This window comes from Maritimimonas rapanae (assembly GCF_057837205.1).
In genome coordinates this window covers 911,810-937,968 of record NZ_JBYQFI010000001.1, presented here as the reverse complement: position 1 = coordinate 937,968, position 26,159 = coordinate 911,810, and the positions used below count along the sequence as shown (strand labels likewise).

Here is a 26,159-nt window from a genome sequence, read left to right as displayed (position 1 = left end):
TTGTTAAAATTCATTATACACAATTAATTATTAGTAATTTAGTGTCGAATATTTAAACTAACTATATGAAAAAACTAACTATTTTACTATTTGTTTTTTGTGGTTTTCTTGCCTGTAAAAAAGAACAAAAGGTAGACGAAAAAGCAGAAATTGTAAATAATCTAAAGTCTTATACCATTGAGCAAATGATGGATAATGAAGCTATCGGTGGTGGTAGCTTTTCTCCAGATAAATCTAAATTGCTCGTGTCTAGTAATCGTTCTGGCATCTATAATATGTATACAGTTCCTTCAGATGGAGGCGATTTTACTCCAATAACAAAATCTGATAGCGCATCTGTATTTGGCATTTCTTATTTTCCTAACGATGAACGTATCTTATTCAGAATGGATGGTAATGGAGACGAAATCTTCCATTTATATGCAAGAGATACAACTGGTACAATTACAGAGTTAACCCCAGATCAAGGTGCTAGAGCTTCTTTTTATGGATGGGCGCATGATGGTAATAGCTTTTATTATGGCTATACAAAAAGAAACCCTCGTTTTACGGATGTTTATGAGATGGATATCGCTACTATGACCCCAAAAATGATCTATCAAAATGACAATGCCTATAGTTTTGGGGGTATTTCTCGTGATAAAAAATATATGGCTTTAGGTAAAGCTATTACAACAAACGATAGTGATCTATTTCTTTATAATTTCGAAGATAAGTCGTTAACCAAAGTAAACGAGAATCAATCTGCTAATTCAGCTTCAGATTTTACGCCAGACAGTAAATCATTATTATATACTACAGATGATGGTAATGAATTCGCTTATTTAAAAAAATATAATCTTGAAGATAAATCGCAAGAAAAAGTACTAGAAAAAGATTGGGATATCTGGAGTAGCTTCTTTACACACGATGGCAAATACCAAATAACTTATGTAAATGCAGACGCAAAGACAGAAATCGACGTGGTAGATGTTGCCACAGGTAAAAGTGTTGACTTCCCAAAATTTGAAACTGGCGATGTGAGTAGCGTAAGTTATTCTAGAGATGGTACAAAAGCTCGTTTTTATGTAAGAGGATCGAATACACCTTCTAACTTATATTCTTACGATGTAGCATCAAAAGAATACAAAAAACTATCTGATGTATTAAATAAAGATATTAATCCTGTTGATATGGTAACTGCTAAAGTAGTACGTTACAAATCATTTGATGGACTAGAAATACCAGCGATATATTACACTCCTCATCAAGCATCAGAAGAAACTAAAGTGCCTGCCTTAGTTTGGGTACATGGTGGCCCTGGTGGTCAATCACGTCAAAATTTTTCTTCGTTAATTCAATATTTGGTAAATCATGGCTATGCCATTCTTGCTGTAAATAATAGAGGTAGTAGTGGTTATGGTAAAACATTTTATAAAATGGATGACCAAAATCATGGTGAAAAAGATTTGCAAGACTGTGTTGAAGGCAAAAATTGGCTAGCAGAACAACCTGAAATTAATGCAGATAGAATTGGTATCATTGGCGGCTCTTATGGTGGTTATATGACCATGGCTGCATTAACTTTTAAGCCTGAAGAATTTGATGTTGGTGTCAATATTTTTGGTGTAACTAACTGGTTAAGAACATTAAAAAGCATTCCGCCATGGTGGGAATCTTTTAAAGATGCTTTATATAAAGAAATGGGTGATCCTGCTAAAGATTCGGTTCGTTTGCATAAGATCTCTCCATTATTCCATACAGAAAATGTAACAAAACCATTAATGGTGTTGCAGGGCGCTAAAGACCCTCGTGTATTACAAGTAGAATCTGATGAAATCGTTGCTGGTGTACGTAAAAATGGTGTACCAGTAGAATATGTCTTATTCGAAGATGAAGGGCATGGATTCGTTAAAAAAGAGAATCAGATTGAAGCCTATGGTAAGATCTTAACATTCTTAGATAAATATCTCGGTGATGATGAACCCGTAAAAGAGTAATATCTTATTCTAATGTCATTTTGAAAGAAGTGAAAAATCTATTAGTAATTCATTTTTAGATTCTTCGCTTTGCTCAGAATGACATTTTTTATTCTAACCAATCTTTAAAGTCCCGTACGCGTTCTCGAGCTACAATTACATCTTGTTCTTTGTAGGTATTTAGTTTTATCTGTAGACGTGAATTGGTATAAGATACCATGTCTTTTATGGCATTTATATTCACAAAAAACTTACGGCTTATTCTAAAAAAGGTTTTAGGTTCTAATTCATTTTCTAATTGTTCTAAAGTCATATCAATTAGATAATCACGATTCTCATTAGTATGGATGTATGTACCCTTATTCTCGCTATAAAAGCATTCTATGGCATCTATAGGTATCATCTTTAAGTGTTGCCCTACTTTTACTGTAAATCGTTTTTTATAAGCACGTTCAATAGGATTGGTTAGTAGCTTTTTAATATCCTCAAAATTAACCTGTACATTTTGAGCTTTTGGTGCCATATTTTGATACTTCTTAACAGCACGCTCTAAATCTTCATCGTCTATCGGTTTTAATAGATAATCGATGCTATTTAGTTTAAAAGCTTGCAATGCATATTCATCAAAAGCTGTGGTGAAAATAATAGAACTATTGATCTCTACTTCATCAAAAATTTCAAAAGACAATCCGTCTGATAATTGAATGTCTAAAAAGATCAAATCTGGATGCTCATTATTATAAAACCAATTGATTGATTCTTCTACAGAATGTAGCATAGTGCTTACCTCCACTCCTATTTTTTCGAGCAATCTAGCTAATCTTCTAGCAGCTGGTTTTTCGTCTTCTATTATGATTACATTCATTTTTTAATATTCTGTTTTCAATTTTTTAATACACTTCGACAAGTTCAGTGTTGACTATTGAACTAGTTGGTCAGTCTGAGCCTGTCGAAGACCTTTTAATCCATAAGTTTTACACTTCGACAGGCTCAGTGTGACAACTTAGCTGTTTTCTATTTAAACTTTTCAACACTACAAAACTCTTTGTGCTGTTTAATCTACACGTCAGTCTGAGCTTGTCGAAGACCCATATTCAGTATAATTTTTAGAATATTCTACTAATTTATCCCAATCCTCATCTATCAATGCCTGTTTCTTTTTTCTACTCCATCCTTTTAACTGTTTTTCAATCTTAAAGGCATCCTCTGGTTTTGTAAAAGATTCAAACCATTTTAATATTACTGGTCTTCTTTTAAAAGTATAAGATTTTTTATTAAAACCAGAATTATGCTGTCTTATTCTTTCTTCTAGATTATTAGTAACACCTGTATAAAATGAATTATCTGAACATTGTACTATATACACATAAATTGTCTTCATACTTAAAATTACACTTCGACAAGCTCAGTGTGACTATTCGTACCTATTTGTAAATTCACTTCTATCTTCTTCCATATATTCTTTAATCTTTTTTTCCTCCCAATCTTTACCAAAAAATACATTTCTGCCAAACACTCCCCAAGCATGAAAGAAAATACCAATACCCCAAAATAACCACACAGCAATAGTTCCAAAATCAAATATTGCTTCATAAAAATTAGCTCCACTTTCTAAGTCACTATATACTTTCATTGTGGTAATAAACAGGTTAATCACTAAATAAATAGCTAAATGGATATAAAATCCTTTTAATTCGTTTACCTGTTTTTTAGCTTCTAAATATCTATCACTTTTTATTCTATCTAATTCTTCCATAATTCTAAAATCTTATTCCCATTTAGCTGAGTTGTTCTTTACATCATCTGACATGTATTCTTTTATTTTATCTTTCTCCCAATTTTTCAAGAAATTAAATTTATTAGTAAACACGTACACTCCATAGATCAATAATATAAATCCCCAAAAAACTGGCGTTATCCATAAATTAATATCTAACCAATTTATAAACCCTACATCATCACCTTTTACTGTGGTTAGTATATATCGAATAAATCTGTTTGCAAATAAAATCCAAAGAATTAAAAACACTAAATACACAAACAAATTTTTATAAAAACATTTTATGTCTTTAACTCTTTTTTCTGCTCTTAAATAAGCACTTTTTTCATCTTTTTTCATTGTCTAATATTTTATTCCCAACGATTTCTAGTACTTACATCGGTATTCTCTTCATCCATAAACTCTTTAAGCTTACGTTCTTCCCAATTTTTATCCATAAACGGATTTAATTCGAATGCTTTAATAGCATGAAATATCAAACCAATACCCCAACCAAAAGCCGCCCATAAAAACCACATATAACTCCATCCATTCGAGTTATAATTTATCCATGCTAAAAAGCCAATTACTAGTACATACCACAAAAGACTAGAGTAAAACTTCTTTAGCTCTTCTACGCGTTCTTTGGCACGTAGATACTTATTCTCTTTATCAAAATCTTCCATAATTGTTAATTGTATTGTTGTTTGTTCTTATCTTCTTCACTCATGAGCTCTTGTATCTTACGTTGCTCCCAATTTTTACCTAAGAACGGTGTTCTTCCGGTAGCTTCTAAATAATGTGCTACTACACCGAAGCCCCAGCCAAACGCAGGGAATAGTACCCAAGGAAAGTCTGTAGTATTATAATTAACAAATGCTAAAATTGGTATCACAATTATATACGAAACTAGATTCGAATAAAATTCTTTCACCTTTTTTACACGCTCTTTAGCACGCATGTAGCGCTTATCTTCAATATAATCTTGTTGTATTTCTAGCGAGGTAGATAATTGTTTAGTAAGCATAGGTATAGCTACACTAAAATGCTTTGGTGTTTCTTCTATAACCATTTCTCGTTTGGTTAAAAGTGCATAGCGCTGTACTATATTTGACAAACCTACACCACTACTCTTTTTTACTACTTGTTTAGGTTGCAAGTTATTTTCTACCACTAGATTATTCCCTCTTTCGTAGATCTTAATGTGCAATGGTTTTTGCGAGGTAACCATATTATGCTTTACTGCATTTTCTAATAGTAATTGTAATGATAAAGGCACCACTTTAGCTTCAGGGTTTTGTACCTTTTCTGGGATGTCGAAAATGATACTATCTTCAAAGCGCATCTTTAGTAAAGACATATAAGTTCTAGCAAATTTTAACTCATCTTCTACGGTAACCAATTCTTTATTTTTTTGTTCAAGTACGTAACGATAAACTTTTGATAATGAAGTTGTAAACTTTTGAGCATTATTTGGAGATTCATCTATTAAACTTGTTAAAACATTTAGACTGTTAAATAAAAAATGTGGATCTAATTGATTCTTTAAAGCATCGAATTGCGCACTAGCAGTACCTGCAATTACCTTTTGTATTTTGGTTTCCTGCCCAACAGCAGCCTTCCAATTTTTCATAAAATCTCTGGCATGAAAAAAGGTAGCCACTGCTAATGAAATTATGATATAAAAAATATGCATCCAGAAATAATTACCCGAAAAGAATTTACTAGGTTCTAGATTATACATGTAAACAAATACAACATAATCTATTGCTAAAACAACAGGTACGGTATATAACAGTGTGCCAATTATGCCAGCAGCCAGTCTCTCATTGGTTTGGGTAACCCAATCCCATTGAGAGCTTAAATAACGATTGATAATACCTAAACCAAAGCCAATACCAAAAGAATACATACCAGAAACTAAGATCGATCTTCCCACAGCTTCTAGGGTATATTTTCCATTGATGACAACAAAAAGGAGACCAATAACTACTGTTACTTTTAGGCATAACAGAAATCCTCTTCTTAGGTTTTCGGTTGAAAAAACATCTTTAATATCCACAGGTCTTGGTTTAATAATTGATTTTTATTGTTTTGTCTGATGTTAATTTAAACTTAGCATCCTTGTATTTTGGTGGTCCCATACGTCCTTTAGCATTATTACTCATGCCTGTCGGTTCTTTAGGGATGCCTAAGAAATTGGTATCCATCTTGCCATTGTCATTTTTATCATAAAATGAAGACACAGCATAAGTACCAGCTTTTAGATCTTTAATAACTGTAGTAGCTTTTCCATTAGCTACTGTAGCTATAGTACCCTTATATGGTTTCTTTAAAAAACTATCCTCGCTATTATAAAGAGCTATAAACACTTTTATACCTTTCTTCATTTCAATACCATCTATTTCTATAGTTAAAGTATTGTCTTGTGCTTTTCCCGTTAAGGATAGTATTAAAAATACTATTAAAATTAAAATTCTCATTGTTACTATTTTTTACTGTCATTGTGAGGTCTGAAAGACCGTGACAATCTGTTCATTATTCAATTAAAAACTTACTTTTAGGCAGATTCTTACGCTTTTAAATGAAAAGCTCAGAATGACAATTTAAATCTACTGATTTATTCACAACTGTAAATTTAGCATTTCAATCAGTTACAGCTACTATACCTGCTATAATTATAACAGTTCTACTAATTATTCTTTAGTTTCCTTTTTTGGTGTACATTGTGATGATGCCACTATTTGCATAGCTCTTTGCTTACCCCACTTAGGATAAAATTTTCCTTTATCCTCAAAAGCATCGTATAAAACGATAGATTCTTGTATGCGCTTACAATAAGGTGCTAGATCTTGCCCAAAGAATTGAGCACCGCCCATTTCGAATTCCGCCAAGCCACTATGTGCTCTAGGGTTGGTTTTATCTAAGGCAATTGCCTTTTTATACAATTCAGTAGTTGGTGCAGACAAGGTTGGCCCATAAGTCATAGGGTCTGAAGCCACTTTAGCCACATTTATCAATGCTTTTACTACATAGACTTCTGAGTTGTTTGGTGATAATGCATCTGCAGTAGCAATATGCTCTTCTGCCGAAGCAATTTGCGCCGCTTGTTGCGCTTTATCTTTTATACCAAATGCAGTTCTGGTTTTTAATAAAGCCAAATGGTAAGCTGGTAACCAATTTTCGGTTTCGGCATTGGCGATGCGTTCCAACAAATTGGCTGATTCTTCAAATTTTTGCTCTTTTTGTAATGCAAATGCTTGCTCCATACCTTTTTCAAAATCGGTTTGTGCTGTTGTTACTTGGCTTAGTAAGAATAATAATAAGGTGGTTACTAGTCGTATCATGATGTTATTTGTTTTAAATGATGGTTCAAAAGTCTTGAGATAACCAAACATTAAAAAGAGTTTACGACCGAATTGTCATTTTTTTAGGATGAATTGTAACTAACAATGGTTCTCGATACAAAATTGCTACGCAATTTAACTCGAACTGACCAAAAAACAACCTAGTGTCACTTCGAGTGATTTTGTGAGAGAGCGAACAAAATTGTATCGAGAAGTAGATAAAAATAGTATCTTGCCTTAGCAATTACACAACCTACAATGCCCAAAAACAAACCTAATTTCTGGTTCGATCTTTTAGAACAACTCGTAAACGTCTTTTTTAAAAGTAACCGAACTAAAAAAAGGACATGGCACCAACATGTGGTGCCCTACGAAGATGGTTGGGCAGTACGCCGCGAAGGCAATAAACGTATTACTTCTAAACACCGTAAACAAAGTACTGCTATTACTAAAGCGAAAACTATTGCTAGAAAGTATAAGGCAGATGTTGTAATACATAGAGAAAGCGGCGGTATACGAGATCGAGTGAGTTATGATTAACCTTTTTTGAAAAAAGGGGGAAAATCCCCTTTTATAGTATATTAAAATGTACGAACTTCGTCATGAGTTCTCAAAAAAATTAGAACAAAAACAACCTTGTCGTTGTATTTCACCAAGAACATTAAATTATGAGTGACATTAAACAAATTTTAGAAGCTTTAATAAAATTTCGGAATGATAGAGATTGGGAACAATTCCATAACCCTAAGGATCTTGCTGTTGCTATTAACATAGAAGCTGGTGAGCTCTTGGAAAATTTTCTTTGGAAATCGTCTGATGAAGCCAACAAAGAAAAAGTAAAAGAAGAACTAGCAGATATTTTAGCCTACTCATTTCTATTGGCTGAAAAATATGACTTCGATATAAAACAAATCCTATTAGATAAGATTAAAAAAAATGGAGAAAAGTACCCTATAGAAAAAGCTAAAGGAACTGCTAAAAAGTATACTGATTTATGATAATCTATAATAAAACTAAAGAGGATTTTAGTAATGATATACTGACAAATGACATAGGGAATATTATTTTAAATCATATCTTAGAAAGAACAGGAAGTAAAGTTGCTCCAAATGAAATAAGGTCTTTTGAAAACTCTTTAAGTTATATGGAAAGGGTTGTTAGTGATCCTACAATTCCTGAAGACTGTGGTATCTCAATTGAATATCACTTACCGCAAACCTCTAAACGTGTTGATTTTATTATTACAGGAAAAGATGGAGAACAAGAGAATGTTATCATTATTGAATTAAAGCAATGGCAACATGCTGATATAACAACAAAAGACGGTGTAGTAAAAACAAGATTTCAATTTGGTGAATCTGAAACAAGTCACCCATCATACCAAGCTTGGTCTTATGCTGCATTATTAACTTCATTCAATGCAACAGTTGACGAAGAATCTATTGCATTACACCCTTGTGCATATCTACATAATTATGTGCCTGATGATAACATTAATAATAATTTCTATTCATATTACATAGAGAAAGCTCCTTTATTTCTTAAACCTGATGCAATTAAACTTAGAGAATTTATTAAAAAATACATCAAACAAGGAGATGACTCAAACATCATGTTCCGCATAGATAATGGTAAAATAAAGCCTACAAAAAGTCTTGCGGATAGTCTAAAAAGCATGATTAAGGGAAATAAAGAGTTCATTATGATAGATGACCAAAAAGTTGTTTATGAAACTGCCCTTCAGTTATCTCTTCAATCTCATGAGAAAAACAAGAATGTGCTTATTGTGGAAGGTGGCCCAGGAACCGGAAAATCAGTTGTTGCCATAAACCTACTTGTCGAACTAAACCGTAGAGGTAAAATGTCTCAATATGTTACTAAAACTTCTGCGCCTCGTGACGTATATTTTGAAAAATTAAAAGGCCAAAAGCGAATGACTGAACTCAAATCATTATTTGTTGGATCTGGTACATTTATCAAAGCCCCTGAAAATGTAATAAATACATTAATAGTAGATGAAGCACATCGTCTTACAGAAAAGACAGGTTTTTTAAAAAGAGGTGATAATCAAATTAAAGAAATACTTAAGTCCTCCTTATCTTCAGTATTTTTCATTGATGAAGATCAACGAGTTTCAGTTGACGATTATGGGGAGGTTTACGTGATAGAAGAATTAGCCAGAGAGTTAGGCATTACTGTACATAAACAAAAATTAGAGTCTCAATTTAGATGCAACGGTTCTGATGGATATTTGGCTTGGGTAGATCATATACTTCAGATTAAACAGACCGCAAATTATGATTTAAGTTCTCTTGATTATGAATTTGACTTTAAAGTATTTGATAACCCTAAAAAACTTCAAGAAGCTATATATGAAAAGAATAAAATCAACAATAAAGCTCGATTAGTTGCTGGTTATTGTTGGCCTTGGGGTAGTAAAAAAGACCCAGTTTCATATGACTTTAAGAAAAAAGAGTTTGGCTTCAATATGCGATGGAATATGACTGATTATGGTGGAAAATGGATTATAGATCCAAATTCTGTTTCCGAAATTGGGTGTATTCATACGGCTCAAGGGTTAGAAGTTGATTACGTTGGTGTAATCATAGGAAATGATTTGATAGTTAGAGATGGTGAAGTAATGGTAAATCCTAAAGAAAGAGATAATGGAGATAGGACTGTTTTTGGTTGGAAAAAAGGGATTAAGGAAAATCCATATTATTGGAAACCACTATTAAAAACAATTATAAAAAACACATACAGAACTTTATTAACCAGAGGAATGAAAGGGTGTTATATATATTGCACGGATAAAGAAACATCTGAATATTTTAAAAGGTTAATTAAAACTTAACCATATAAATTATGAAAAGTAACTTTATTATTAACGAATTATGGCAATTGTCTATAGCAGGTGCTTTTCAACGTGCTGGTATTTATAAACCAGACGCAGAGGAGGCGCTCAAAGAGCGTTTTAAAGTAGAACTTAAAGCAGACCTCGAAAGTTTTATTGCAGAACAATACTTTAAACCCTGTACAGAAGAACAACATCTAAAAAACATAAAGAAACTCTCTGAGCACACAAAAGAATATGCTTCGTTACTTAAAAATGGGCAACTCAATATTGGCGTAAGCCAAAAAGTACTCAATCTATTTTTAAAATATGTTTGGTGTTTAAAATTAATACCACCGCCGCCACACTTTCCAGTAGATAGAACCATACAAATTGTACTCAATAAAGAAGCAAAAGAACTAGACCTACCAACCATTACCCTAAAACCTTGGACACAAATAGCGACTATAGATAGTTATTTAGAAGTAATTGAGCTTGCAAAACGGGTACAAGTTGCAAAATCTGCTTATCAACAATTATCGTTAGCGGAGTTAGAGTTGAAGTTGTATAGTACTAAATAAACGTCACTTCGAGTGGTTTTGCGAGTTAAACGAGTAAAATTGTATCGAGAAGTAGTTTATCATATGTAGTTCTCGATACAAAATTGCTGAGCAATTTCACTCGAACTGACAGACAAGTTAAAATGATATTTGTTACTTTAATTCTAGCAAAGAAAGCCCTCTTTACGCAAGAATAGGTGAATAAAAGCTTGGAAATCTAGGAGTACGAAGTACGACGCCAAGTTTTAGAACCGGTTTGACATAGTCAAAATTCCTCGTAAAGAGTGTCCTTTTTTCTATCTTTTTTGGACAAGCAAAAAAGATAAAAGAAATACATAGTAATACCTCTTTTTAATGATTCTATGAATGCAATAAATAAAATTATATCGAGAAAGATATAATACAAACCGTTCTCGATACAAAATTGCTTAGCAATTTCACTTCAACTGACGGGCATTATTTATCTGCAGGAGCAAAAATTACTGGTATTTCACCAGCCATACCATTATTTTGAACAAAAGCTATGGCTTTTAATTGCTCAGAAAGTGTATCGATCACTTTAATGGTTGCTTTAGCATTCTTTCGTTCTTGTGCTAAACCAACAAATACTAAATCGGTATGCTTACTTTTTTCGGTAATAATAGCCGTAATATTATTATTTGCTTGCAACGACAAATTAACCTTTGCCTCTATACGAGCCTCTTTTATAGCAAACTGTATACGTTGCGATAAACGCAATTTTTCTTCTTCGTCTGCTACTACAGAAAAAATATTGATCTTCGCTTTTTTCCATTTGGTATTTAACCGAATTAAATAGGCCAGTAAGAGCATTAGATCGCCATTACCTCCTTGTCCGCCCCACCAAATGTCAATACGCTTATTCATGCTTTTAGAAAAAGCTTTATTGATTTGTACTACCAATATATTTTTACCAACAGCAGACAATAAATCTATTATCTCTAACTCTTGTACCTTACCTTCTGAAGTATGCGACCAACCAAAGACAACGGTATTGGTTTTTAAGCCTGCTATACCATGCGAAGCAGCTACTGTATACATTCCTTTTTTAAAATCGTCTACTACATTTACTTCAGTTAAGGCTTGCAACCCTTCGGCTTCTAGCTCTCGTTGCATTTGAAATGCTAATTCATTTTTTTGAAAAAGACCCAAGGTGTCATCGGGTGTGATGAGTTTGCAAATTGTTAGTACGCCGCTATTCTGCCCTAACATTTCAGTAAATTTTACAATCTCTAAATGATCACTTATCTTATTGATGAATAAAATGATGATCGGCCTCCAATTACGAGGATGAATTTTTTTAGCACTTAAGCGCAGCAGCGCAAAACGACTTAACTGCATCCAAACACCAGTGGCAGCATCTCCCCATTTCTGTTCGTAGCGTCTATTAAACAAGTAAATTAAAATAATTGCTTCTAACCCAAAGGCAAAGGCAAAAGCCCAAGGATTGATCAATAACATTACCACCATCGCAGCGACGGCACCTAATAATGAAACATACCAAGGCACATGTATTTTAGGTCGATATGATGGTTCTTTAATTAATTGCTCTACAGCTGCACTAACATTTACAGCCACATACAACGTTAAAAACAATACTGAAACGTATTGTGCTATAGTGTTTAATCCGCCTAAAAATACGGCGCCCAAGGCTATGGCACCACTAATCCAAGTTGCCACGGTAGGTTGCCCTGTACGTGATACTTTTGCTAAAAACTTGGGTACGAGCCCATCCATAGATAGAGCTTGTAAAATACGTGGCCCGCCTAAAATACTACCAAAAGCAGATGATAGAACAGCACCCCATACAGCTGGGTACACCAACCACGGACCTAGAATGGCTAGCTTCGTCCAAATAGTAACTCCGGCATCAGGGTCTGTTAATTGCTCTATGGTTAAAGCTGCTGTAATTGCTAATATTAATGGGATTATCAAGTAAATAATAGCTCCTGATATAACTGCACCTAAGGTTCCTTTTGGTATCGATTTTTGAGGGTCTTTTAAATCACCGCTCATCCCTACACCAGCAGTAAAACCTGTTACCGCCGGAAAAAATACAGCGAATACGTACCAGAAACCTTCTGGGGCAGTAACATAAGTTGCTTCTGTAATTGGTGCTTGTATTGGTTTAGACAACACTCCAAAAATTAAAGCTAGAATTGATAAACCAACTATGATCATAATTGGAATTTGCGATTTTAATACCAACTTGGCACTTTTCCCCGAAAGGGCGGTTACTAAAATAATAAATAGTATAGCGATGCCCTGCAAAGCATAAGACGGTAAAGACGACTTGTCTGGCCACAATACTAAAATAGCCTCTGCTAAACCATAACAATAAAAGGTAACACTTAATGTTCTACAGAGATATAACGGAATGCCAATAGCTCCACCTGGTTCGAGACCTAAACTTCTAGAGATCATATAATACTCGCCACCTACACCAACTTTAATATTGGTAGCAATAGCAGAAGCGCTAAGCCCAGTAATAAAAGTAATTGTACTTGCCATTAAAACAATAGCAATGGTTTTATACAAACCAACATTACCAACTACCCAGCCAAAGCGTAAGTACATAATCAAACCCAAAATGGTCAAAATACTCGGTGTGTATACACCCAGAAATGTTCCGAATTTTGGAGGTCTTGTGGTTTTAGCCATAGCAGACATAAGTAAAGGTTTACTAATGATCGATTATTGTAACTACTTAGTAGCAATCTGTTTAAAGATACTTCTTTTAACTAAAATTTAATATATCTGGCAAAAAGTTTATCGTAACTTACAGAATTACTAACTTAAAAATACATAAACTATGTTACGAGAAGCACTACTAGGAGAGCTTCAATTTGAAGCTGAAAATACCCGTAAACTTTTTAATGCAATACCAGACGACATACTCGATTACAAACCGAATGATTTTAATTGGACCATAGCTGGATTAGCAGCACATACCGCAGAAGTATACCATTGGTGGGATGCCACATTAAATAAAAATGTATTTAATATGGCGGAATACAAATATGATAAAGGCGATATTTCTTCTATGGAAAACATTAAAAAGAAACTAGAGGAAAATATTGCTGATGCTATAAAGGCCTTAGAAAATTACCCAGAAGAAAGATTTATGGAAAATTGGTCTATGATGAGTGGCGAAGCTGAGCTAATGCCACCCATGCCAAGAATACAGGTGATTCGCGGTTTTTTAATGAATCATTTATACCATCATCGTGGCGAATTGATCGCTTATCTAAGAGCAAATGGCAAACGTGTACCCGGATTATACGGGCCTTCGTATGAAGAGCAACAAGAGCAAATGGCAGCGCAGAATTGATGCCGTGATTTTTTTTGAACTCATTAAAACTTCTTGATTTTTCAGGGAGTTTTTTTATTTAAAGTGATTTCTTATTTAAGGGCAACAAAAGAGCGTGTAAGTATTATCATTTAAACAGAAATCGTACTTTAGTTGTATCAATTTACCAAGAATGACCTTAATAACTAACCAATTATGGGCAGTTGTCTTATGTTGTTTCTTTACAATACTAAGTTTTGCCCAAACCAATCAAACACAACGCCCAACATTTAAAGCTACTATTCTAGAAAAAGAACCACTTATAGATGGTAATGTAAAAGAAGATGCTATTTGGCAGACAGTAACACCTATAGATCAACTTGTACAGATAAAACCACAGTTTGGAATTGCGGCATCAGAAAAGACCGAAATACGTTTTGCACATACTACAAACACATTATATATTGGTGTTATTTGTTATGATAGTGACCCAAGTAGTATAGTAGTTTCCGATTCTCGCCGCGATGCCGATTTAAATGATGAAGACAGCTTTTTATTTATTGTTGACACCTATAACGATCAGCAAAATGGCTTTTTATTTGGTACCAATGCTGATGGTATGGAATACGATGCGCAGATCAATAACGAAGGGCAAGGTAATTTTAATGCCAATAGACAACAAGGTGGTGTTATTGGTGGCACCAATCTAAATTGGGATGCCTCTTGGGTTGTAAAAACCGAAGTCGGTGGTTATGGTTGGAGCGCTGAATTTGCTATTCCGCTACGATCATTGCGTTTTGCAGCTGGTGATAATCAAACTTGGGGTGTTAACTTTCAACGAAATATTAGTAAAAATACTGAAACGGCCTATTGGGCATCATTACCCATTGGCTTCGACATAAAGCGGCTTTCTTTGGCAGGAAAAGTAACTGGTTTGAAATTAAAAAACCCGGGTAATTTAAAAGTAATACCCTATGCCTTAACGCAATTTACCAGAGATAAAGCAGTAGACCCGACCGATAATGATACTAATATTGAAGCTGGTGTTGATGTAAAATACAGTATTACCCCTAGCCTAACACTCGATCTTACGTATAATACCGACTTTGCTCAGGTAGAAGTAGATGATCAGCAGATAAACTTAGATCGATTTAATTTATTTTTCCCAGAAAAGCGACCTTTCTTTTTAGAAAATGCTGGGCAATTCACAGTTGGCAGTCCTGGTGAAGTAGACCTCTTCTTTAGCCGGCGTATTGGTATTGGTAATGATGGCTCTTTAGTACCTATTATTGGTGGTGCACGACTCTCAGGAAAATTAGGGCAAACCAACGTAGGTTTATTAAGTATGTTTACCGAAGATGTTGAAGATGTTGGTATTGAAAAAAATAACTTTACGGTAGCACGTGTGAATCAAGATTTTCCGAAAAGTCGTTCTTCTATTGGTGGAATTTTTATCAATAGAGCTGGCTTGGGTGATATGGATGATGACTATAATCGTGTTTTTGCCGCTGATGGAAAATTAGGTATTGGTAAAAAAGCTCAGATAACAGGATTTGTAGCAAAAAGTACCACACCAGGTATAGATAGTAAAGACCATGCCTATAAAATTTTAGGCGCCTATGAATGGGGCGGCTGGAATCTACGTGCTGGTTATACCGAAGTTGGTGAAGGATTTAATCCTGAAGTTGGTTTTTTACAACGTACGGCTTTTAGAAAACCTGAATTTCTAATTTTTAAAGCACATCGTTTTAAAAATGCTGGCAACTTCTTAGAGATCCGTCCACATGTTTCGTATCGTGGTTATTGGGATTTTAATGACGAACTCGTTACAGGTTTTTTACATGTTGACAATCATTGGGTTTGGAAAAGCGGTTTCGAAATACATACTGGCATCAACTTTACTACAGAAAGTGTACAACAGCCATTTTCTATTTCTGGAGTTACTGTGCCTATAGGTACTTATAAACACGAAGAGTTTCAATTTATCTTAATTACAAACCCTAATAAGGCAGTTTCTTTAAGTACACGTAGCTTTATTGGTGGTTATTTTGGTGGTGATCGTATAGCTAATAGCGGAACGCTAAATTTCCGCGTAGGCGATAAGTTTAATTCTGCCTTTACGTTTAGCCATAATGTTTTAGATTTGCCTAATGGAGATGTAACAGCATTTGTTGGTGGTGCACGTCTCTCCTACTCATTTACGCCACGTATGTTTGTGCAAAGCTTAGTGCAGCATAATAATGTATCTGATATTACTTCGGCTAATATCCGTTTTGGATGGTTGCGTAGTGCAAATACTGGCTTGTTTGTAGTGCTTAATTTGGTTAAAGATGATGATCCGTTAGATGCATTAAACAATCAAAGCTTAACAATTAAGTATTCACATCGATTTGATTTGTTGAGAAAAAGGTAATTTATCTATTCTATAGCCTACTCTTTTAAATAAAATACGATAATATTTTATTTAGTTAGGATTCCTTACTATATTTGTATCAGTATTAATTTTTAAATAATTCAAATTATGAGTAAATCCATTTTTTATCATGCAGGTTGTCCTGTATGTGTAAGTGCAGAACATGATGTTATAGATTTAATAGGATCTAGTAATGTAGAGGTAGTAAATATCGGTGAAGAGAAAACACGAATATCTGAAGCTGAAAATGCAGGTGTAAAATCTGTACCAGCTTTAGTTACGCCAACCGGTAATGTTTTACACATAAATTACGGAGCTTCTATGGCTGATGTAAAAGGATAATTTTTTTATCTTTACTAGTTAGGATTCCTAATTTTAAATTTTATTTATGAAAATTTCAGTTTACGATACCTATGTTCAACGAGAAGATGGGGCTACTATGCACTTTGATATTCTGGTACCAGATACTCTAACCGATGAAAAAGTTGTACACGATTATGGTCATAATTACCTAGAAAGTAAACCTTTTAAAACTGGTGAGCTTACATCTAAAGAATGTCAGTTTTGTCATATAGAACAGGCAACAGAATCAGTATTAAAAGATATCGAAGAAAAAGGCTATAGTATTATAGAATTTGAAAACTGTTCTTAATTTTAATTAGGAACGCTAACTTTGCCTGTCGATTCTAATTTCGGCAGGCTTTTATTATGAGTATATTTAATCCAAAACAGCAATTAGATACTACTAGTAAAATAGTAGTTGGTCTAGAACGTATATCTGAAGCGTTTAAAGTTTTACTTTGGGAAAAAGCAAAGGAATTAGGTTTAAGCCCAATTCAAATACAAATACTTGTATTTGTAACATATCATAAAAACGAATATTGCAATGTAAGTCATTTAGCAAAAGAATTTAATGTTACTAAGCCTACTATTAGTGACGCCATTCGTGTGCTAACTAACAAAGAATTGATTATTAAAGACTACTCCTCTACCGATAGCCGTAGCTATTCAATTTTAGTTTCAGAAAAAGGGAAAAAAGTAGTTTCTGCAACCGAAAATTTTGCCCAGCCGATACAAAAACAATTAAGTTCTATCAATACTGCTGAACTTAATGATGTATTTAAAACACTTAGTAAACTAATCTACCAACTTAATCAAAGTGATATTTTAACTGTACAGCGCACTTGTTATGCTTGCAAATTTTACGATAAAACTTCGAAAGGCGATTATTGCAATTTATTAGAGACATCATTAAAAACTCAAGACATTAGATTAGATTGCCCAGAATTTCAGGGAAAAATAGCTTAATCTAACCTACTAAGGTCAGCTTCGGCAGCGATATACCCAAAACCTGCCCAATTACCGTTATCTACAAGATTTTTATATAGTTCTTTTGCCTTCTCTGTATTTCCATTATAATGATACCAATTAGCTAAACCATATTGAACAGCTTCACTACTACCAGTAGATCCTGAACCTGTTAGTTCCTCTTCTGTTAATTCTCCTTTATAAAATAATAGTAGTTGATAATAAGCAACATTTTCAATAATTGTCATGTCTTTGGTAATAGGTTGCAAAAGAGCAGTTGCTTTTTCTACATTGCCCAAACGTCTATGTATCATATACAACCAATGTTTTGATGATACTTGGTTATCATTATTGTTAGACGTTGCTAAACACTTCTCGAAATTAATAAGTGCATTGGGTAATTCATTTTTTAGGTAATGTGTTAAACCCAAATGATAATAGATATTTCCGTGCAAACTAGAAACTGGCGTGTTAAATTTATTAGGAATACCGTCTGGTTCTATTTGGTTTTCTTTTCCATCAATTAATAAAATAGCCTGATTAAAGTCGGCAATCGCCTTATCAAATTGCCTAGTGGAAATATAACGATGGCCACGATGTCTATACATTCTCGCATCATTAGGATGTTGTTCTATACCTTTTGAAAATAGTTCTATAGCTTTTTTATAATCACCTAGATAAGCAATTCTACGACCTAACCAAATGATATGATCTGCTTTTAATGAATCGCTTTTATAATTATTAAAAGCATCCAAATAATTTGCTATTGGTAGTGAATCTTTTTGGATGTCGACTTGTCTTCTAATCAAAGACTTGCCTAATAAAGAAGTGCCTTGTAGTGTGTCTATTTCTACAAGAGCGACACTATTAATAGTAGCATCGCTCTTATTTTCTTTTTTACATGAAATAAAAGACACTATCGCTAGACAGAAGATCAAAAATCTCATGAGAGAATTTTTAAAACTATTACTTTTTATAAATAGCACCAGTTGCAAAATCTACGATTAAACCTGGCATAAAAAGAATAATATCTGCGATTAACCAACCAGCACGTATTTCTCTTTGCTGTTGACCAGGAGCTGGTTTTTGCTTTTGTGACGCTGAAATTGGCCCGCCCAAAATTGTTGCACAGTTCGTCATGCTTAATGACAACATAATAATTAAAAAATACTTTCCAATAGATTTCATTGTAATTGTTTTTTGATTTAGATATAAAGTTACAATTATATTTTACAAACCAAAATGTTTACAAATTATCTAATTGATTCTTCTTTTTATCCTCGCTAATTGTCCAGAAAAAGCCAACAAAAAAGAAACTATCAGAACTGGGCACAATTGCTTGTCTATTAAATGTTTCGTTGTTATTTGGTGTAGTAGCATAATTGTAACCAAATACATTTTTAAAACCTAATATGTTAGTAGCAGAAAAATACAAGATCTTTTGTTGCGAAATTAAATACGCCCAATTAACACTTATATTATGATAATTTTTAGTTCTACCGTCCATAAACTGATTACTATTAGGATTATTATAAGGTCTGCCACTTGCAAAATTGTAAGTCATACCTACTTGCGAACGCCAATCGTTGATCCAATACTTAGTAACCAATGACGCATTGTGTTTAGTAGCATAATTAGGCATAACCTCAATTGGATAATCTTGAAATTTACGCTTGGTATCTAAATAAGAATACGATAACCAATACTGTAGGTATTTGATGCTTTTAGAGTCTTTCCAGAAAATATCTAAGCCCTTAGCATAACCAAATCCTTCATTATTAAAATTACCAACTGGTCTACCAAATTCAGTATCGAATTGTAACAGATTTTTATAATCTTTATAAAAAGCTTCGGCTCTAAATAACCTCTTATTCTTTTTATATTGATAGTTTAAAATATAATGTGTAGCCTTTTGTAAATCAAGATCTTGGATTATTTTTAATTCATCATTTTGTGGTGTTTGATAAAAATCGCCATAAGCTAAAGATAGCTGTGCCTGTTTATTAAACTTATAAGCCAATGACAACCGTGGTGAAAATGTAATTTCATCAAATAAAGCCGTATGATCTAATCTCGCTCCTAGTTTTGCAGCTAGATTATTTGAAAAGAAAATATCTGTTTCCGCGAAAGCTGCAGCTAAATTATTAGTAAAATTATATTGAAATGGCTGCGTCTGATTTGCTATACCATCTTCCTTAAAATGTGTCGATTGAAATTCTGCACCATAACTCAATTTAACTTGATTGCTAAAATTATGCTTTAACTTGGCTTTAAGGTGTAGTGCGTTTTCTATACTTCGAACGTTAGTCTCACTAAAAATCACCTTGGTGTCACTATTGGTGTAGCTGATACCAGTAGTTAGTTTGGTTTTGTCACTTATAAAACCATCATAAGAAAGATTGGTATACCAATTATTATTTTTTAGATCAAGTCTAACCAAATCTTCAAAATTGATATCTTGTTGTTCAACATCAAAATTTAAAGATTCAAAGGCAGAATAAAACTTAAACAAACCATTTTTTGTATGATGTCTATATACGGCTTCCCCTGAAAGTGATTCTGGCAATTTATTCCATTTATTATCATCTGGTACTAACTCATTATATGGAGCTAGGTTAATATACATAGCATTGACAGTTAAAGCATCTTTTTTCCACTTTTTAGTATGCCCTACTCCAGCACCAACAGTCATAAATGACCAATTGGTTTCATTTTGTTTAGGATCGTCTATGGTATTCAATAATAATATACTCGACAAAGCATTACCATATTCGGCAGAATAGCCTCCTGTACTAAAAGTAATACCATCAAATAAGAATGGAGAATAACGGCCTCTGGTTGGTGTATTATTCGCAGTTGGTGAATATGGTTTAAAAACCTGCAAGCCATCAATAAATACCTGCGTTTCTTCAGCTGTACCACCACGTACAAATAAACGGCCATCTTCACCTACCGTTTGAGTGCCAGGCAAAGTTTGTAGTGCTGAAATAAAATCGCCAGCTACACCAGCGGTAGTAACTACATCTAAAGGTCCCATTACAGATACCTTAGAATTATCACCCGCCTGAAAAGAGCCAGCGGACAGCACAACAGCATCTAGCGTATTCACTTCCTCTTTTAAAACGATATCCAAATTTTTTAAGGTCGAAACATCGGCAGTAAATTGATGCGTTTTAAATGCTAAAAAAGACACAATTAAGGTTTGAGTACCTAGTTTATCTGTTTTAAATGAGAATAGTCCATTCTTGTCAGTTGTAGCACCATCATAGGTGTTTTGCAAATAAACATTGGCACCTATTATAGCTATTCCTTTTTTATCTATTACTTTTCCAGAAATAATTGTTTGAGCATTTAATTGAATTATAAAGGTTAGTAAGACTAAGGTTAGTAAGGTTTTCATTTGCGTTGATTTTATACTGCAAATGTTGTTTAGTGTAAAAAGCTTTCATAAAAAGAAATACTGAATTGTAAGATTGAATGGATGGATTGTAAAATTCTAATAATTAAAAAATAAGTAAATTAGTAGCTATTGAAAATAGTACCTCATGAAAAAAAATAAAAACACCTTAACATCTCGCAGAAATTTTATTTCTAATACTTTAAAAGCTTCAGCGTTAATTCCATTCGCTGGATTTCCTATAGCTTGTATGGGTAAAAATAAACAGCTCGCAGGAACTAACTTGCACAATAATGTTTCGAAATCTCTAAACATTTTGATTTTAGGGGGTTCTAGCTTCTTAGGCCCTCATCAAATAGCTTATGCACTAGAGAGAGGTCATAAAATCACAACATTTACTAGAGGTAAAACAAAGCCAACTGTACATCAAGATATTTATGATAAAGCTGAACATTTAGTAGGCGATAGAGAAAATAATCTGGAAGCACTAAAAGGAAGAAAATGGGATGCTGTAATTGATAATTCTGGTAGAAAAGTTGAATGGACAGAAACAACGGCTGAATTATTAAAAGATAATGTAGATATGTACATTTATATTTCTTCTGTAAGCGTATTCTACCCTTATTACAAAGCTAATTTAAAAGAAAATGATCCACTGGTCTTAGAAGTACCTAGTGATGCAACTGGAGATGAAAAATATACGTATGACTATGGTGTAATGAAAGCCAATTCTGAATTAGCTGCACAACGCATATTTGGTAAGGATAGAACAGCAGTAGTTCGACCAACATTTATGATAGGGCCAGCAGATAGAACTAATCGCTTTTTTTATTGGCCAACACAATTAGCAAGCGGGAATGAAGTGGTGGTTCCAGGTAAAAAAAATGACCCTGTTCAGTTTATTGATGTGCGTGATATAGCAGATTGGACCATTAGATTGATAGAAAATAAAACTTCTGGAATTTTTAATGGTGTTGGCCCTGCAACAGAAATGTCTGTTACCACATTTGCTGAAAAAGTTCATAAAGCACTTAATTCTACATCTAAAATGATAAGCATTAATGATTATGACTTTTTAAGAGATAATAATCTTCCTTTTCAGGCTCCATGGATATTAGACTCAGAGAAATTCCACGGTATATCACGTGTAAATAATGAGCACTCTAAAAACAATGGTTTAAGTTTTAGACCTTTTGATAAAACTATTGTTGACACTCACAATTGGTGGATTTCAGATGGTGTATCTAAAGAAAGGAAAGAAAAATTTCTTTCAGACCCTAACGAATTACACAATAGACAAGGCGAGCTTATCAAAAAATGGAAGGCTTATAAAAAGTGATTTGCTAATTATAACTTTTCTGATAAAATTGCTGTAATTGTCTTAATACCGTCAATATAATTACCTAAGCGAATATTCTCATTAGGGCTATGCTGATTGTTGTCAGGATTTACGGTTGGTACACCAACAGCAGGAATTCCTAACGTCGTTACAAAAGGTGAAATTGGTATAGAACCACCCATAGTGCGTATCTGAATAGGATCTTTACCAAAAGCTTTTCGCATACCTCGCCGTAACCACTCACCTATTTCTGTATTATATTCTGTTCTAAAAGCATCATAAGATACTTCAGCATTAAAGCGAATGATATTTTTTTTTGTCATTCGTTCCACTTCGGTAGGTTTATCATCAACTAAATAATATCCTTGATCTTTAATATGCTGCTTCACCAAATTTACCATATGATCGCCATCAGTTTCTTTTACCAAACGGATATTCAACTCTGCTATAGCAGTAGCTGGTATTATTGTTCTTCGCTCTTTACCAACCCAAGCGGCTTCTAACCCTAGAATTCCTAACGCTGGATATTGAATAGCTTCCTGAAAATTATTACCAATATTATCTGTATGAGAGATCCCAAAATTCTTTTGTATTTGAGTTTCATCATCTGGTACTTGCTCCAAAATCTTTTTTACATCATCTGAAATCGTAATGCCATCATACCAACCTTTTATAGCCACTCGACCATCTTCTCGCCACATAGATGCTAATAACTGCGATAATTTCATTGCAGGATTCGGTGCATAATTACCATAATTACCACTATGCAATGGCGTTCTTGGCCCAAACACTTCTAAAGAAATAGTTGCAATACCTCGAGCTCCATAAGATAGTGTTGGCTGATTTGATAAATGCCTCGGCCCATCAAAAATAACTAGCATATCTGCAGCTAGTTTTTCTTTATTCGCTAGTACTGCTTTTGGTAATCTAGGCGAACCCAATTCTTCTTCAAAATCTAGAATTACTTTTAAATTAAAGTTAGGATTTACCTTATGATCATTTAAGATGTCCATAGCTTTTAAGAACATCATATCTGGCCCACGAGCATCTGAAGCAGAACGCGAAAAGATGCGCCAATCATTATTCAGTTCTCCATTTAATTTTTCCCAAGAAATTATTTGCCATTCTCCATTATCGTCTTTCTCCTTCAATGCAGGTTTATAAGGATCTGGCTGAAACCATTTGGTAGTATCTACTGGTTGCCCATCAATCTGTAAATAAACCAAGACTGTTTTCTTAGCCTTGGGGTTCATTTTTGATGCTAACAACAAAGGAACAGTTTCTGTGTTTAATCTTTCTGTTTTGAATCCGCGCTTAGCAAAAGCTGTCTCACACCATTGTACATTGGGTTCTATCTGTTCAGGATAATTAGCATCATTTGGTATGCTAAAAAACTCTGCTAACTCTTCGAATGAATTCTTAGCATATTCTAATGACAGTTTATCCAAATCTTTAATCTTTTTCTGAGAAAATGAAGTTGAAAGAACAAAAAGTGAAGTAATTAAAAAAAGTGTGTATTTTTTCATGATGTAAACTGATTTAAAAATCATTAGTAAATTTAGTGACAAATCATTTAATTATGCGGGATGAGAAATTAAAATTTTACGATAAACTTGTAGCAACTAATGACAAATTTGAAAGAAAAGGAAAAACCATGCCCTATACTTTAGCAAATGGCTACATGTTTTCTTTATTCAATAAAGCTTGCGAAATAGGCATTCGATTATCTAAAGCCTCTCAAAAAACTTTTAAAGAAAAGCACAATACTACTATATATAAATCTTATGGAGCTGTAATGAAAGATTATGTACTAATCCCTGAACATTTATATGATAACATGAAATTGCTGGCTGCAACTTTAGATGAAAGCTATGAGTATGTAATGTCGTTACCACCAAAATCAACTACAAAAAAGAAAAAATGATAAGCCCAAAAACCGTTGAGCATATTGTAATTGGTATTGTCCTATTCCTATTGCTATTTAATATTTATCTCGGTTATTTTAATAAAATTAAGAATGATACTGTAAATATTATATTAAAAAACTGGGCATCTAGTAATTACTTTTTTATAACATTTGCTTGGGGGGTTTTAGGAGGACATTTCTTTTTAGGCACTCGAATTCCATTGTTTGGTAGTAATTGGTGGTTACCAATTCTACTAGTTGTATTGATTTTAGTAATCTTATTTTTTATAGGGAAACGATTGCCTTCTAATTTTGTCTTAAAAGGTCACTATCAATTTATTTTACTCTTTTTAGGAGTATTATATGGTCATTTTATTTGGTCTCAAAGACACATACCAAACATTGATTTTCCATGGTAAAAGAAACTTCTACAACAAAAGATACAACTCAGTTATCAGAATTAATAAACGACCCTGTATTTATTAAAAGAGTACAGTATGTACTTATTGGTTTATTTGTACTTATTATAGGATTAGACATCTACCTGGCATTAGATAAAATAGATGGTAATACTATAAGCAATGTTATAAAAGATAATACTGATAATGGGTTTTTTGTATTAACCTATTTATGGGGAGCAATAGCAGCCAATCTTTTTTTGTATTCTTCAAAATCTGCAGCTTTTAGTAGCGGTATTGGATTTATTATTGTGCTACTTATCGCAATACTAATTGTAATTTTTAATATTGAAAGATATGTGGATAATTTCTTTGTAAAACACCAATACAACATTTCTATTTACACCATTTCTATGAGTTTTGGATTGTTAATTGGTTGGTTTTTTTGGAGGCAATTACCTTCTGAAGTTTCTAAAATATAAATATAAAGTCTAGGTCTTCTTTTGATTAAATACTTTTTTAAACTTTTCAATTAAAATAATACTTAAAAAGATCATACTAAAAGCATAGCCTATATCTTCAACAGGAATTGTACCTAAACGTATTCCTAAATTTTCTGTATTGTTATACCAAACAATCTGATCTTCTATAAAACTCCCGGTAAGGATTCCATTTACAATAAAAAAAGGAATGAGAATAATTAAAAAAGTAATATAGAACGTGTTCAATTGTCTCTCTTGAGTAATCAATGAATATAACAGAATAACAATCAATAAACTATAATTATAAAATGTATAGTCTTTATTAATGTTTGTTGCTACTACTATACCTAGTATAATAAGTAGTAAAATAGAAATTATATTAGTTGTTTTAAAAGACAACTTTAGTTTAGGAAAAAAGTATTTAAACGCATAATGTGTAAAAATACATGCATAAGGTATGCATATAAAGAATAACCACTCTTCAAAAGGAAGGTTTATAATATTTATACCTAGTAGATATTTTTCATTAAACCCCCAAACACCATTTCTGGTAAAAATTACATCCCATATTAAGAAGATAATAGCAGTGATTAAAATGGCTAAAAAAACTTCTTTCCACCATTTAATGAAGCGCATTCGTTTTTCGAAACTGTACAAAAAAGGAATACTAAAACTAGCGAGATTTAAAATAAGATATAGTGACATTTATATCTTAAAATATTTAAAAGGAACGAAGAGCATACCGAAACACTCACCATCTTCTTTGCCCAGATGTTTATGATGTGTTTTATGAGCTTTTCTAAGAGCTATAAGGTACTTATTTTTAGTTCGTTTAAACCACTTAAATCGTTGGTGTATTAACACATCGTGAACTAAAAAATAGGCAATTCCGTAAAGTAAAATACCAAGTCCGATAAAAAATCTGTAATCTACCCCATCTCTAGTACCAAAATAAAATAACAAAATACTTGGCAATGCAAAAATTACAAAAAAAATATCGTTGCGCTCAAAAGTATCTGGGTACTTAGGTTCGTGATGATCAGAATGAAAATACCACATAAAGCCATGCATTACAAATTTATGCGTAAACCAGGTAACGCCTTCCATAAAAATAAATACGCTTAAAGTTATTAATGCAAACAACATACTGTA

At 33.2% G+C, this 26,159-nt stretch carries 29 protein-coding genes; 14 read left to right on the top strand and 15 right to left on the bottom strand.

Going from position 1 to position 26,159, the window contains the following annotated elements:
- Nucleotides 1-65 precede the first annotated feature (65 nt).
- Nucleotides 66-1,979, top strand: a complete 1,914-nt coding sequence (locus tag AC3IF2_RS04470) for a S9 family peptidase (protein ID WP_489165845.1) — start codon at nucleotides 66-68, stop codon at nucleotides 1,977-1,979.
- Between the two features lie 88 nt (nucleotides 1,980-2,067).
- Here the strand turns inward: AC3IF2_RS04470 and AC3IF2_RS04465 are convergent, their stop codons facing one another.
- From AC3IF2_RS04465 to AC3IF2_RS04430, 8 genes are all read right to left on the bottom strand, one after another.
- On the bottom strand, nucleotides 2,068-2,823 hold the full coding sequence (locus tag AC3IF2_RS04465; RefSeq protein ID WP_489165844.1) for a LytR/AlgR family response regulator transcription factor: 756 nt from the start codon (nucleotides 2,821-2,823) through the stop codon (nucleotides 2,068-2,070).
- Between the two features lie 201 nt (nucleotides 2,824-3,024).
- Entirely contained in the window at nucleotides 3,025-3,339 is a 315-nt protein-coding gene (locus tag AC3IF2_RS04460) for a GIY-YIG nuclease family protein (protein ID WP_489165843.1), read from the bottom strand.
- 33 nt (nucleotides 3,340-3,372) lie between these two features.
- Nucleotides 3,373-3,714, bottom strand: a complete 342-nt coding sequence (locus AC3IF2_RS04455; protein ID WP_489165842.1) for a 2TM domain-containing protein — start codon at nucleotides 3,712-3,714, stop codon at nucleotides 3,373-3,375.
- 12 nt (nucleotides 3,715-3,726) lie between these two features.
- The gene (locus tag AC3IF2_RS04450) at nucleotides 3,727-4,077 is read right to left on the bottom strand and encodes a 2TM domain-containing protein (protein WP_489165841.1); all 351 of its coding nucleotides are present in this window, start codon (nucleotides 4,075-4,077) and stop codon (nucleotides 3,727-3,729) included.
- 11 nt (nucleotides 4,078-4,088) lie between these two features.
- The gene (locus tag AC3IF2_RS04445; protein ID WP_489165840.1) at nucleotides 4,089-4,403 is read right to left on the bottom strand and encodes a 2TM domain-containing protein; all 315 of its coding nucleotides are present in this window, start codon (nucleotides 4,401-4,403) and stop codon (nucleotides 4,089-4,091) included.
- Nucleotides 4,404-4,408: 5 nt separating this feature from the next.
- Nucleotides 4,409-5,779, bottom strand: a complete 1,371-nt coding sequence (locus tag AC3IF2_RS04440; protein WP_489165839.1) for a 2TM domain-containing protein — start codon at nucleotides 5,777-5,779, stop codon at nucleotides 4,409-4,411.
- Between the two features lie 10 nt (nucleotides 5,780-5,789).
- Nucleotides 5,790-6,200, bottom strand: coding sequence for a DUF2141 domain-containing protein (locus tag AC3IF2_RS04435; RefSeq protein WP_489165838.1), 411 nt, complete (start codon nucleotides 6,198-6,200; stop codon nucleotides 5,790-5,792).
- A 213-nt stretch (nucleotides 6,201-6,413) separates the two neighbouring features.
- Complete coding sequence (locus tag AC3IF2_RS04430) at nucleotides 6,414-7,064, bottom strand: hypothetical protein (RefSeq protein WP_489165837.1); 651 nt, start codon at nucleotides 7,062-7,064, stop codon at nucleotides 6,414-6,416.
- Nucleotides 7,065-7,322: 258 nt separating this feature from the next.
- On the opposite strand from AC3IF2_RS04430, the gene AC3IF2_RS04425 reads away from it, so the two are divergent.
- The 4 genes from AC3IF2_RS04425 to AC3IF2_RS04410 all read left to right on the top strand — a co-directional run bounded on the left by AC3IF2_RS04425 (nucleotide 7,323) and on the right by AC3IF2_RS04410 (nucleotide 10,478).
- Nucleotides 7,323-7,604 carry a DUF2188 domain-containing protein gene (locus tag AC3IF2_RS04425; protein ID WP_489165836.1) on the top strand — a complete coding sequence of 94 codons (282 nt, stop codon included), beginning with the start codon at nucleotides 7,323-7,325 and terminating at the stop codon, nucleotides 7,602-7,604.
- Between the two features lie 128 nt (nucleotides 7,605-7,732).
- The gene (locus AC3IF2_RS04420; RefSeq protein WP_489165835.1) at nucleotides 7,733-8,062 is read left to right on the top strand and encodes a nucleotide pyrophosphohydrolase; all 330 of its coding nucleotides are present in this window, start codon (nucleotides 7,733-7,735) and stop codon (nucleotides 8,060-8,062) included.
- Nucleotides 8,059-9,918, top strand: a complete 1,860-nt coding sequence (locus tag AC3IF2_RS04415) for a DNA/RNA helicase domain-containing protein (RefSeq protein ID WP_489165834.1) — start codon at nucleotides 8,059-8,061, stop codon at nucleotides 9,916-9,918. Before AC3IF2_RS04420 ends, AC3IF2_RS04415 begins: the two co-directional genes overlap by 4 nt.
- Before the next feature lie 11 nt (nucleotides 9,919-9,929).
- Nucleotides 9,930-10,478 (top strand): hypothetical protein, encoded by a 549-nt coding sequence (locus tag AC3IF2_RS04410; protein WP_489165833.1) that lies wholly within the window; start codon nucleotides 9,930-9,932, stop codon nucleotides 10,476-10,478.
- 435 nt (nucleotides 10,479-10,913) lie between these two features.
- Here the strand turns inward: AC3IF2_RS04410 and AC3IF2_RS04405 are convergent, their stop codons facing one another.
- The gene (locus AC3IF2_RS04405; RefSeq protein WP_489165832.1) at nucleotides 10,914-13,145 is read right to left on the bottom strand and encodes an amino acid permease; all 2,232 of its coding nucleotides are present in this window, start codon (nucleotides 13,143-13,145) and stop codon (nucleotides 10,914-10,916) included.
- Nucleotides 13,146-13,287: 142 nt separating this feature from the next.
- Here AC3IF2_RS04405 and AC3IF2_RS04400 point away from each other — a divergent pair, with 142 nt between their 5' ends.
- The 5 genes from AC3IF2_RS04400 to AC3IF2_RS04380 all read left to right on the top strand — a co-directional run bounded on the left by AC3IF2_RS04400 (nucleotide 13,288) and on the right by AC3IF2_RS04380 (nucleotide 17,485).
- Nucleotides 13,288-13,806 (top strand): DinB family protein, encoded by a 519-nt coding sequence (locus AC3IF2_RS04400; RefSeq protein WP_489165831.1) that lies wholly within the window; start codon nucleotides 13,288-13,290, stop codon nucleotides 13,804-13,806.
- 151 nt (nucleotides 13,807-13,957) lie between these two features.
- Nucleotides 13,958-16,177, top strand: a complete 2,220-nt coding sequence (locus AC3IF2_RS04395; RefSeq protein WP_489165830.1) for a DUF5916 domain-containing protein — start codon at nucleotides 13,958-13,960, stop codon at nucleotides 16,175-16,177.
- A 108-nt stretch (nucleotides 16,178-16,285) separates the two neighbouring features.
- A complete protein-coding gene (locus AC3IF2_RS04390) occupies nucleotides 16,286-16,519 on the top strand; it encodes a thioredoxin family protein (RefSeq protein ID WP_489165829.1) in 234 nt (77 codons plus the stop codon).
- 46 nt (nucleotides 16,520-16,565) lie between these two features.
- A complete protein-coding gene (locus tag AC3IF2_RS04385; protein ID WP_489165828.1) occupies nucleotides 16,566-16,829 on the top strand; it encodes a DUF2024 family protein in 264 nt (87 codons plus the stop codon).
- 56 nt (nucleotides 16,830-16,885) lie between these two features.
- Nucleotides 16,886-17,485, top strand: a complete 600-nt coding sequence (locus AC3IF2_RS04380; RefSeq protein WP_489165827.1) for a MarR family winged helix-turn-helix transcriptional regulator — start codon at nucleotides 16,886-16,888, stop codon at nucleotides 17,483-17,485.
- On the opposite strand, the gene AC3IF2_RS04375 is transcribed toward AC3IF2_RS04380, so the two are convergent.
- From AC3IF2_RS04375 to AC3IF2_RS04365, 3 genes are read right to left on the bottom strand one after another with little or no spacing between them, the layout of a single operon-like run.
- A complete protein-coding gene (locus tag AC3IF2_RS04375) occupies nucleotides 17,482-18,432 on the bottom strand; it encodes a tetratricopeptide repeat protein (protein ID WP_489165826.1) in 951 nt (316 codons plus the stop codon). The genes AC3IF2_RS04380 and AC3IF2_RS04375 overlap by 4 nt on opposite strands.
- 19 nt (nucleotides 18,433-18,451) lie before the next feature.
- A complete protein-coding gene (locus tag AC3IF2_RS04370; RefSeq protein WP_489165825.1) occupies nucleotides 18,452-18,673 on the bottom strand; it encodes a hypothetical protein in 222 nt (73 codons plus the stop codon).
- Between the two features lie 58 nt (nucleotides 18,674-18,731).
- Complete coding sequence (locus AC3IF2_RS04365; protein ID WP_489165824.1) at nucleotides 18,732-20,885, bottom strand: TonB-dependent receptor; 2,154 nt, start codon at nucleotides 20,883-20,885, stop codon at nucleotides 18,732-18,734.
- A 145-nt stretch (nucleotides 20,886-21,030) separates the two neighbouring features.
- On the opposite strand from AC3IF2_RS04365, the gene AC3IF2_RS04360 reads away from it, so the two are divergent.
- Nucleotides 21,031-22,221, top strand: a complete 1,191-nt coding sequence (locus tag AC3IF2_RS04360) for an NAD-dependent epimerase/dehydratase family protein (protein WP_489165823.1) — start codon at nucleotides 21,031-21,033, stop codon at nucleotides 22,219-22,221.
- An 8-nt stretch (nucleotides 22,222-22,229) separates the two neighbouring features.
- Here AC3IF2_RS04360 and AC3IF2_RS04355 read toward each other — a convergent pair whose 3' ends face one another.
- The gene (locus AC3IF2_RS04355; protein ID WP_489165822.1) at nucleotides 22,230-23,747 is read right to left on the bottom strand and encodes a M20/M25/M40 family metallo-hydrolase; all 1,518 of its coding nucleotides are present in this window, start codon (nucleotides 23,745-23,747) and stop codon (nucleotides 22,230-22,232) included.
- A 53-nt stretch (nucleotides 23,748-23,800) separates the two neighbouring features.
- Between AC3IF2_RS04355 and AC3IF2_RS04350 the strand changes: the two genes are divergently transcribed.
- The 3 genes from AC3IF2_RS04350 to AC3IF2_RS04340 are packed head-to-tail and all read left to right on the top strand — an operon-like array spanning nucleotide 23,801 to nucleotide 25,007.
- Nucleotides 23,801-24,145 (top strand): hypothetical protein, encoded by a 345-nt coding sequence (locus AC3IF2_RS04350; RefSeq protein WP_489165821.1) that lies wholly within the window; start codon nucleotides 23,801-23,803, stop codon nucleotides 24,143-24,145.
- The gene (locus AC3IF2_RS04345; RefSeq protein WP_489165820.1) at nucleotides 24,142-24,546 is read left to right on the top strand and encodes a hypothetical protein; all 405 of its coding nucleotides are present in this window, start codon (nucleotides 24,142-24,144) and stop codon (nucleotides 24,544-24,546) included. Before AC3IF2_RS04350 ends, AC3IF2_RS04345 begins: the two co-directional genes overlap by 4 nt.
- The gene (locus AC3IF2_RS04340) at nucleotides 24,540-25,007 is read left to right on the top strand and encodes a hypothetical protein (RefSeq protein WP_489165819.1); all 468 of its coding nucleotides are present in this window, start codon (nucleotides 24,540-24,542) and stop codon (nucleotides 25,005-25,007) included. The genes AC3IF2_RS04345 and AC3IF2_RS04340 overlap by 7 nt, the downstream gene beginning before the upstream one ends.
- 9 nt (nucleotides 25,008-25,016) lie before the next feature.
- Here AC3IF2_RS04340 and AC3IF2_RS04335 read toward each other — a convergent pair whose 3' ends face one another.
- Both AC3IF2_RS04335 and AC3IF2_RS04330 read right to left on the bottom strand, forming a co-directional pair.
- The gene (locus AC3IF2_RS04335) at nucleotides 25,017-25,712 is read right to left on the bottom strand and encodes a lycopene cyclase domain-containing protein (RefSeq protein WP_489165818.1); all 696 of its coding nucleotides are present in this window, start codon (nucleotides 25,710-25,712) and stop codon (nucleotides 25,017-25,019) included.
- Nucleotides 25,713-26,153: a sterol desaturase family protein gene (locus AC3IF2_RS04330; RefSeq protein ID WP_489165817.1), complete on the bottom strand. Its 441-nt coding sequence runs from the start codon at nucleotides 26,151-26,153 to the stop codon at nucleotides 25,713-25,715.
- Nucleotides 26,154-26,159: the final 6 nt, after the last annotated feature.

Bases quoted from the DNA above. Each gene is read 5' to 3' on its own strand.
- AC3IF2_RS04470 (WP_489165845.1), top strand. From the start codon at position 66: ATGAAAAAACTAACTATTTTACTATTTGTTTTTTGTGGTTTTCTTGCC.
- AC3IF2_RS04465 (WP_489165844.1), bottom strand. From the start codon at position 2,823: ATGAATGTAATCATAATAGAAGACGAAAAACCAGCTGCTAGAAGATTA.
- AC3IF2_RS04460 (WP_489165843.1), bottom strand. From the start codon at position 3,339: ATGAAGACAATTTATGTGTATATAGTACAATGTTCAGATAATTCATTT.
- AC3IF2_RS04455 (WP_489165842.1), bottom strand. From the start codon at position 3,714: ATGGAAGAATTAGATAGAATAAAAAGTGATAGATATTTAGAAGCTAAA.
- AC3IF2_RS04450 (WP_489165841.1), bottom strand. From the start codon at position 4,077: ATGAAAAAAGATGAAAAAAGTGCTTATTTAAGAGCAGAAAAAAGAGTT.
- AC3IF2_RS04445 (WP_489165840.1), bottom strand. From the start codon at position 4,403: ATGGAAGATTTTGATAAAGAGAATAAGTATCTACGTGCCAAAGAACGC.
- AC3IF2_RS04435 (WP_489165838.1), bottom strand. From the start codon at position 6,200: ATGAGAATTTTAATTTTAATAGTATTTTTAATACTATCCTTAACGGGA.
- AC3IF2_RS04430 (WP_489165837.1), bottom strand. From the start codon at position 7,064: ATGATACGACTAGTAACCACCTTATTATTATTCTTACTAAGCCAAGTA.
- AC3IF2_RS04425 (WP_489165836.1), top strand. From the start codon at position 7,323: ATGCCCAAAAACAAACCTAATTTCTGGTTCGATCTTTTAGAACAACTC.
- AC3IF2_RS04420 (WP_489165835.1), top strand. From the start codon at position 7,733: ATGAGTGACATTAAACAAATTTTAGAAGCTTTAATAAAATTTCGGAAT.
- AC3IF2_RS04415 (WP_489165834.1), top strand. From the start codon at position 8,059: ATGATAATCTATAATAAAACTAAAGAGGATTTTAGTAATGATATACTG.
- AC3IF2_RS04410 (WP_489165833.1), top strand. From the start codon at position 9,930: ATGAAAAGTAACTTTATTATTAACGAATTATGGCAATTGTCTATAGCA.
- AC3IF2_RS04405 (WP_489165832.1), bottom strand. From the start codon at position 13,145: ATGTCTGCTATGGCTAAAACCACAAGACCTCCAAAATTCGGAACATTT.
- AC3IF2_RS04400 (WP_489165831.1), top strand. From the start codon at position 13,288: ATGTTACGAGAAGCACTACTAGGAGAGCTTCAATTTGAAGCTGAAAAT.
- AC3IF2_RS04395 (WP_489165830.1), top strand. From the start codon at position 13,958: ATGACCTTAATAACTAACCAATTATGGGCAGTTGTCTTATGTTGTTTC.
- AC3IF2_RS04390 (WP_489165829.1), top strand. From the start codon at position 16,286: ATGAGTAAATCCATTTTTTATCATGCAGGTTGTCCTGTATGTGTAAGT.
- AC3IF2_RS04385 (WP_489165828.1), top strand. From the start codon at position 16,566: ATGAAAATTTCAGTTTACGATACCTATGTTCAACGAGAAGATGGGGCT.
- AC3IF2_RS04380 (WP_489165827.1), top strand. From the start codon at position 16,886: ATGAGTATATTTAATCCAAAACAGCAATTAGATACTACTAGTAAAATA.
- AC3IF2_RS04375 (WP_489165826.1), bottom strand. From the start codon at position 18,432: ATGAGATTTTTGATCTTCTGTCTAGCGATAGTGTCTTTTATTTCATGT.
- AC3IF2_RS04370 (WP_489165825.1), bottom strand. From the start codon at position 18,673: ATGAAATCTATTGGAAAGTATTTTTTAATTATTATGTTGTCATTAAGC.
- AC3IF2_RS04365 (WP_489165824.1), bottom strand. From the start codon at position 20,885: ATGAAAACCTTACTAACCTTAGTCTTACTAACCTTTATAATTCAATTA.
- AC3IF2_RS04360 (WP_489165823.1), top strand. From the start codon at position 21,031: ATGAAAAAAAATAAAAACACCTTAACATCTCGCAGAAATTTTATTTCT.
- AC3IF2_RS04355 (WP_489165822.1), bottom strand. From the start codon at position 23,747: ATGAAAAAATACACACTTTTTTTAATTACTTCACTTTTTGTTCTTTCA.
- AC3IF2_RS04350 (WP_489165821.1), top strand. From the start codon at position 23,801: ATGCGGGATGAGAAATTAAAATTTTACGATAAACTTGTAGCAACTAAT.
- AC3IF2_RS04345 (WP_489165820.1), top strand. From the start codon at position 24,142: ATGATAAGCCCAAAAACCGTTGAGCATATTGTAATTGGTATTGTCCTA.
- AC3IF2_RS04340 (WP_489165819.1), top strand. From the start codon at position 24,540: ATGGTAAAAGAAACTTCTACAACAAAAGATACAACTCAGTTATCAGAA.
- AC3IF2_RS04335 (WP_489165818.1), bottom strand. From the start codon at position 25,712: ATGTCACTATATCTTATTTTAAATCTCGCTAGTTTTAGTATTCCTTTT.
- AC3IF2_RS04330 (WP_489165817.1), bottom strand. From the start codon at position 26,153: ATGTTGTTTGCATTAATAACTTTAAGCGTATTTATTTTTATGGAAGGC.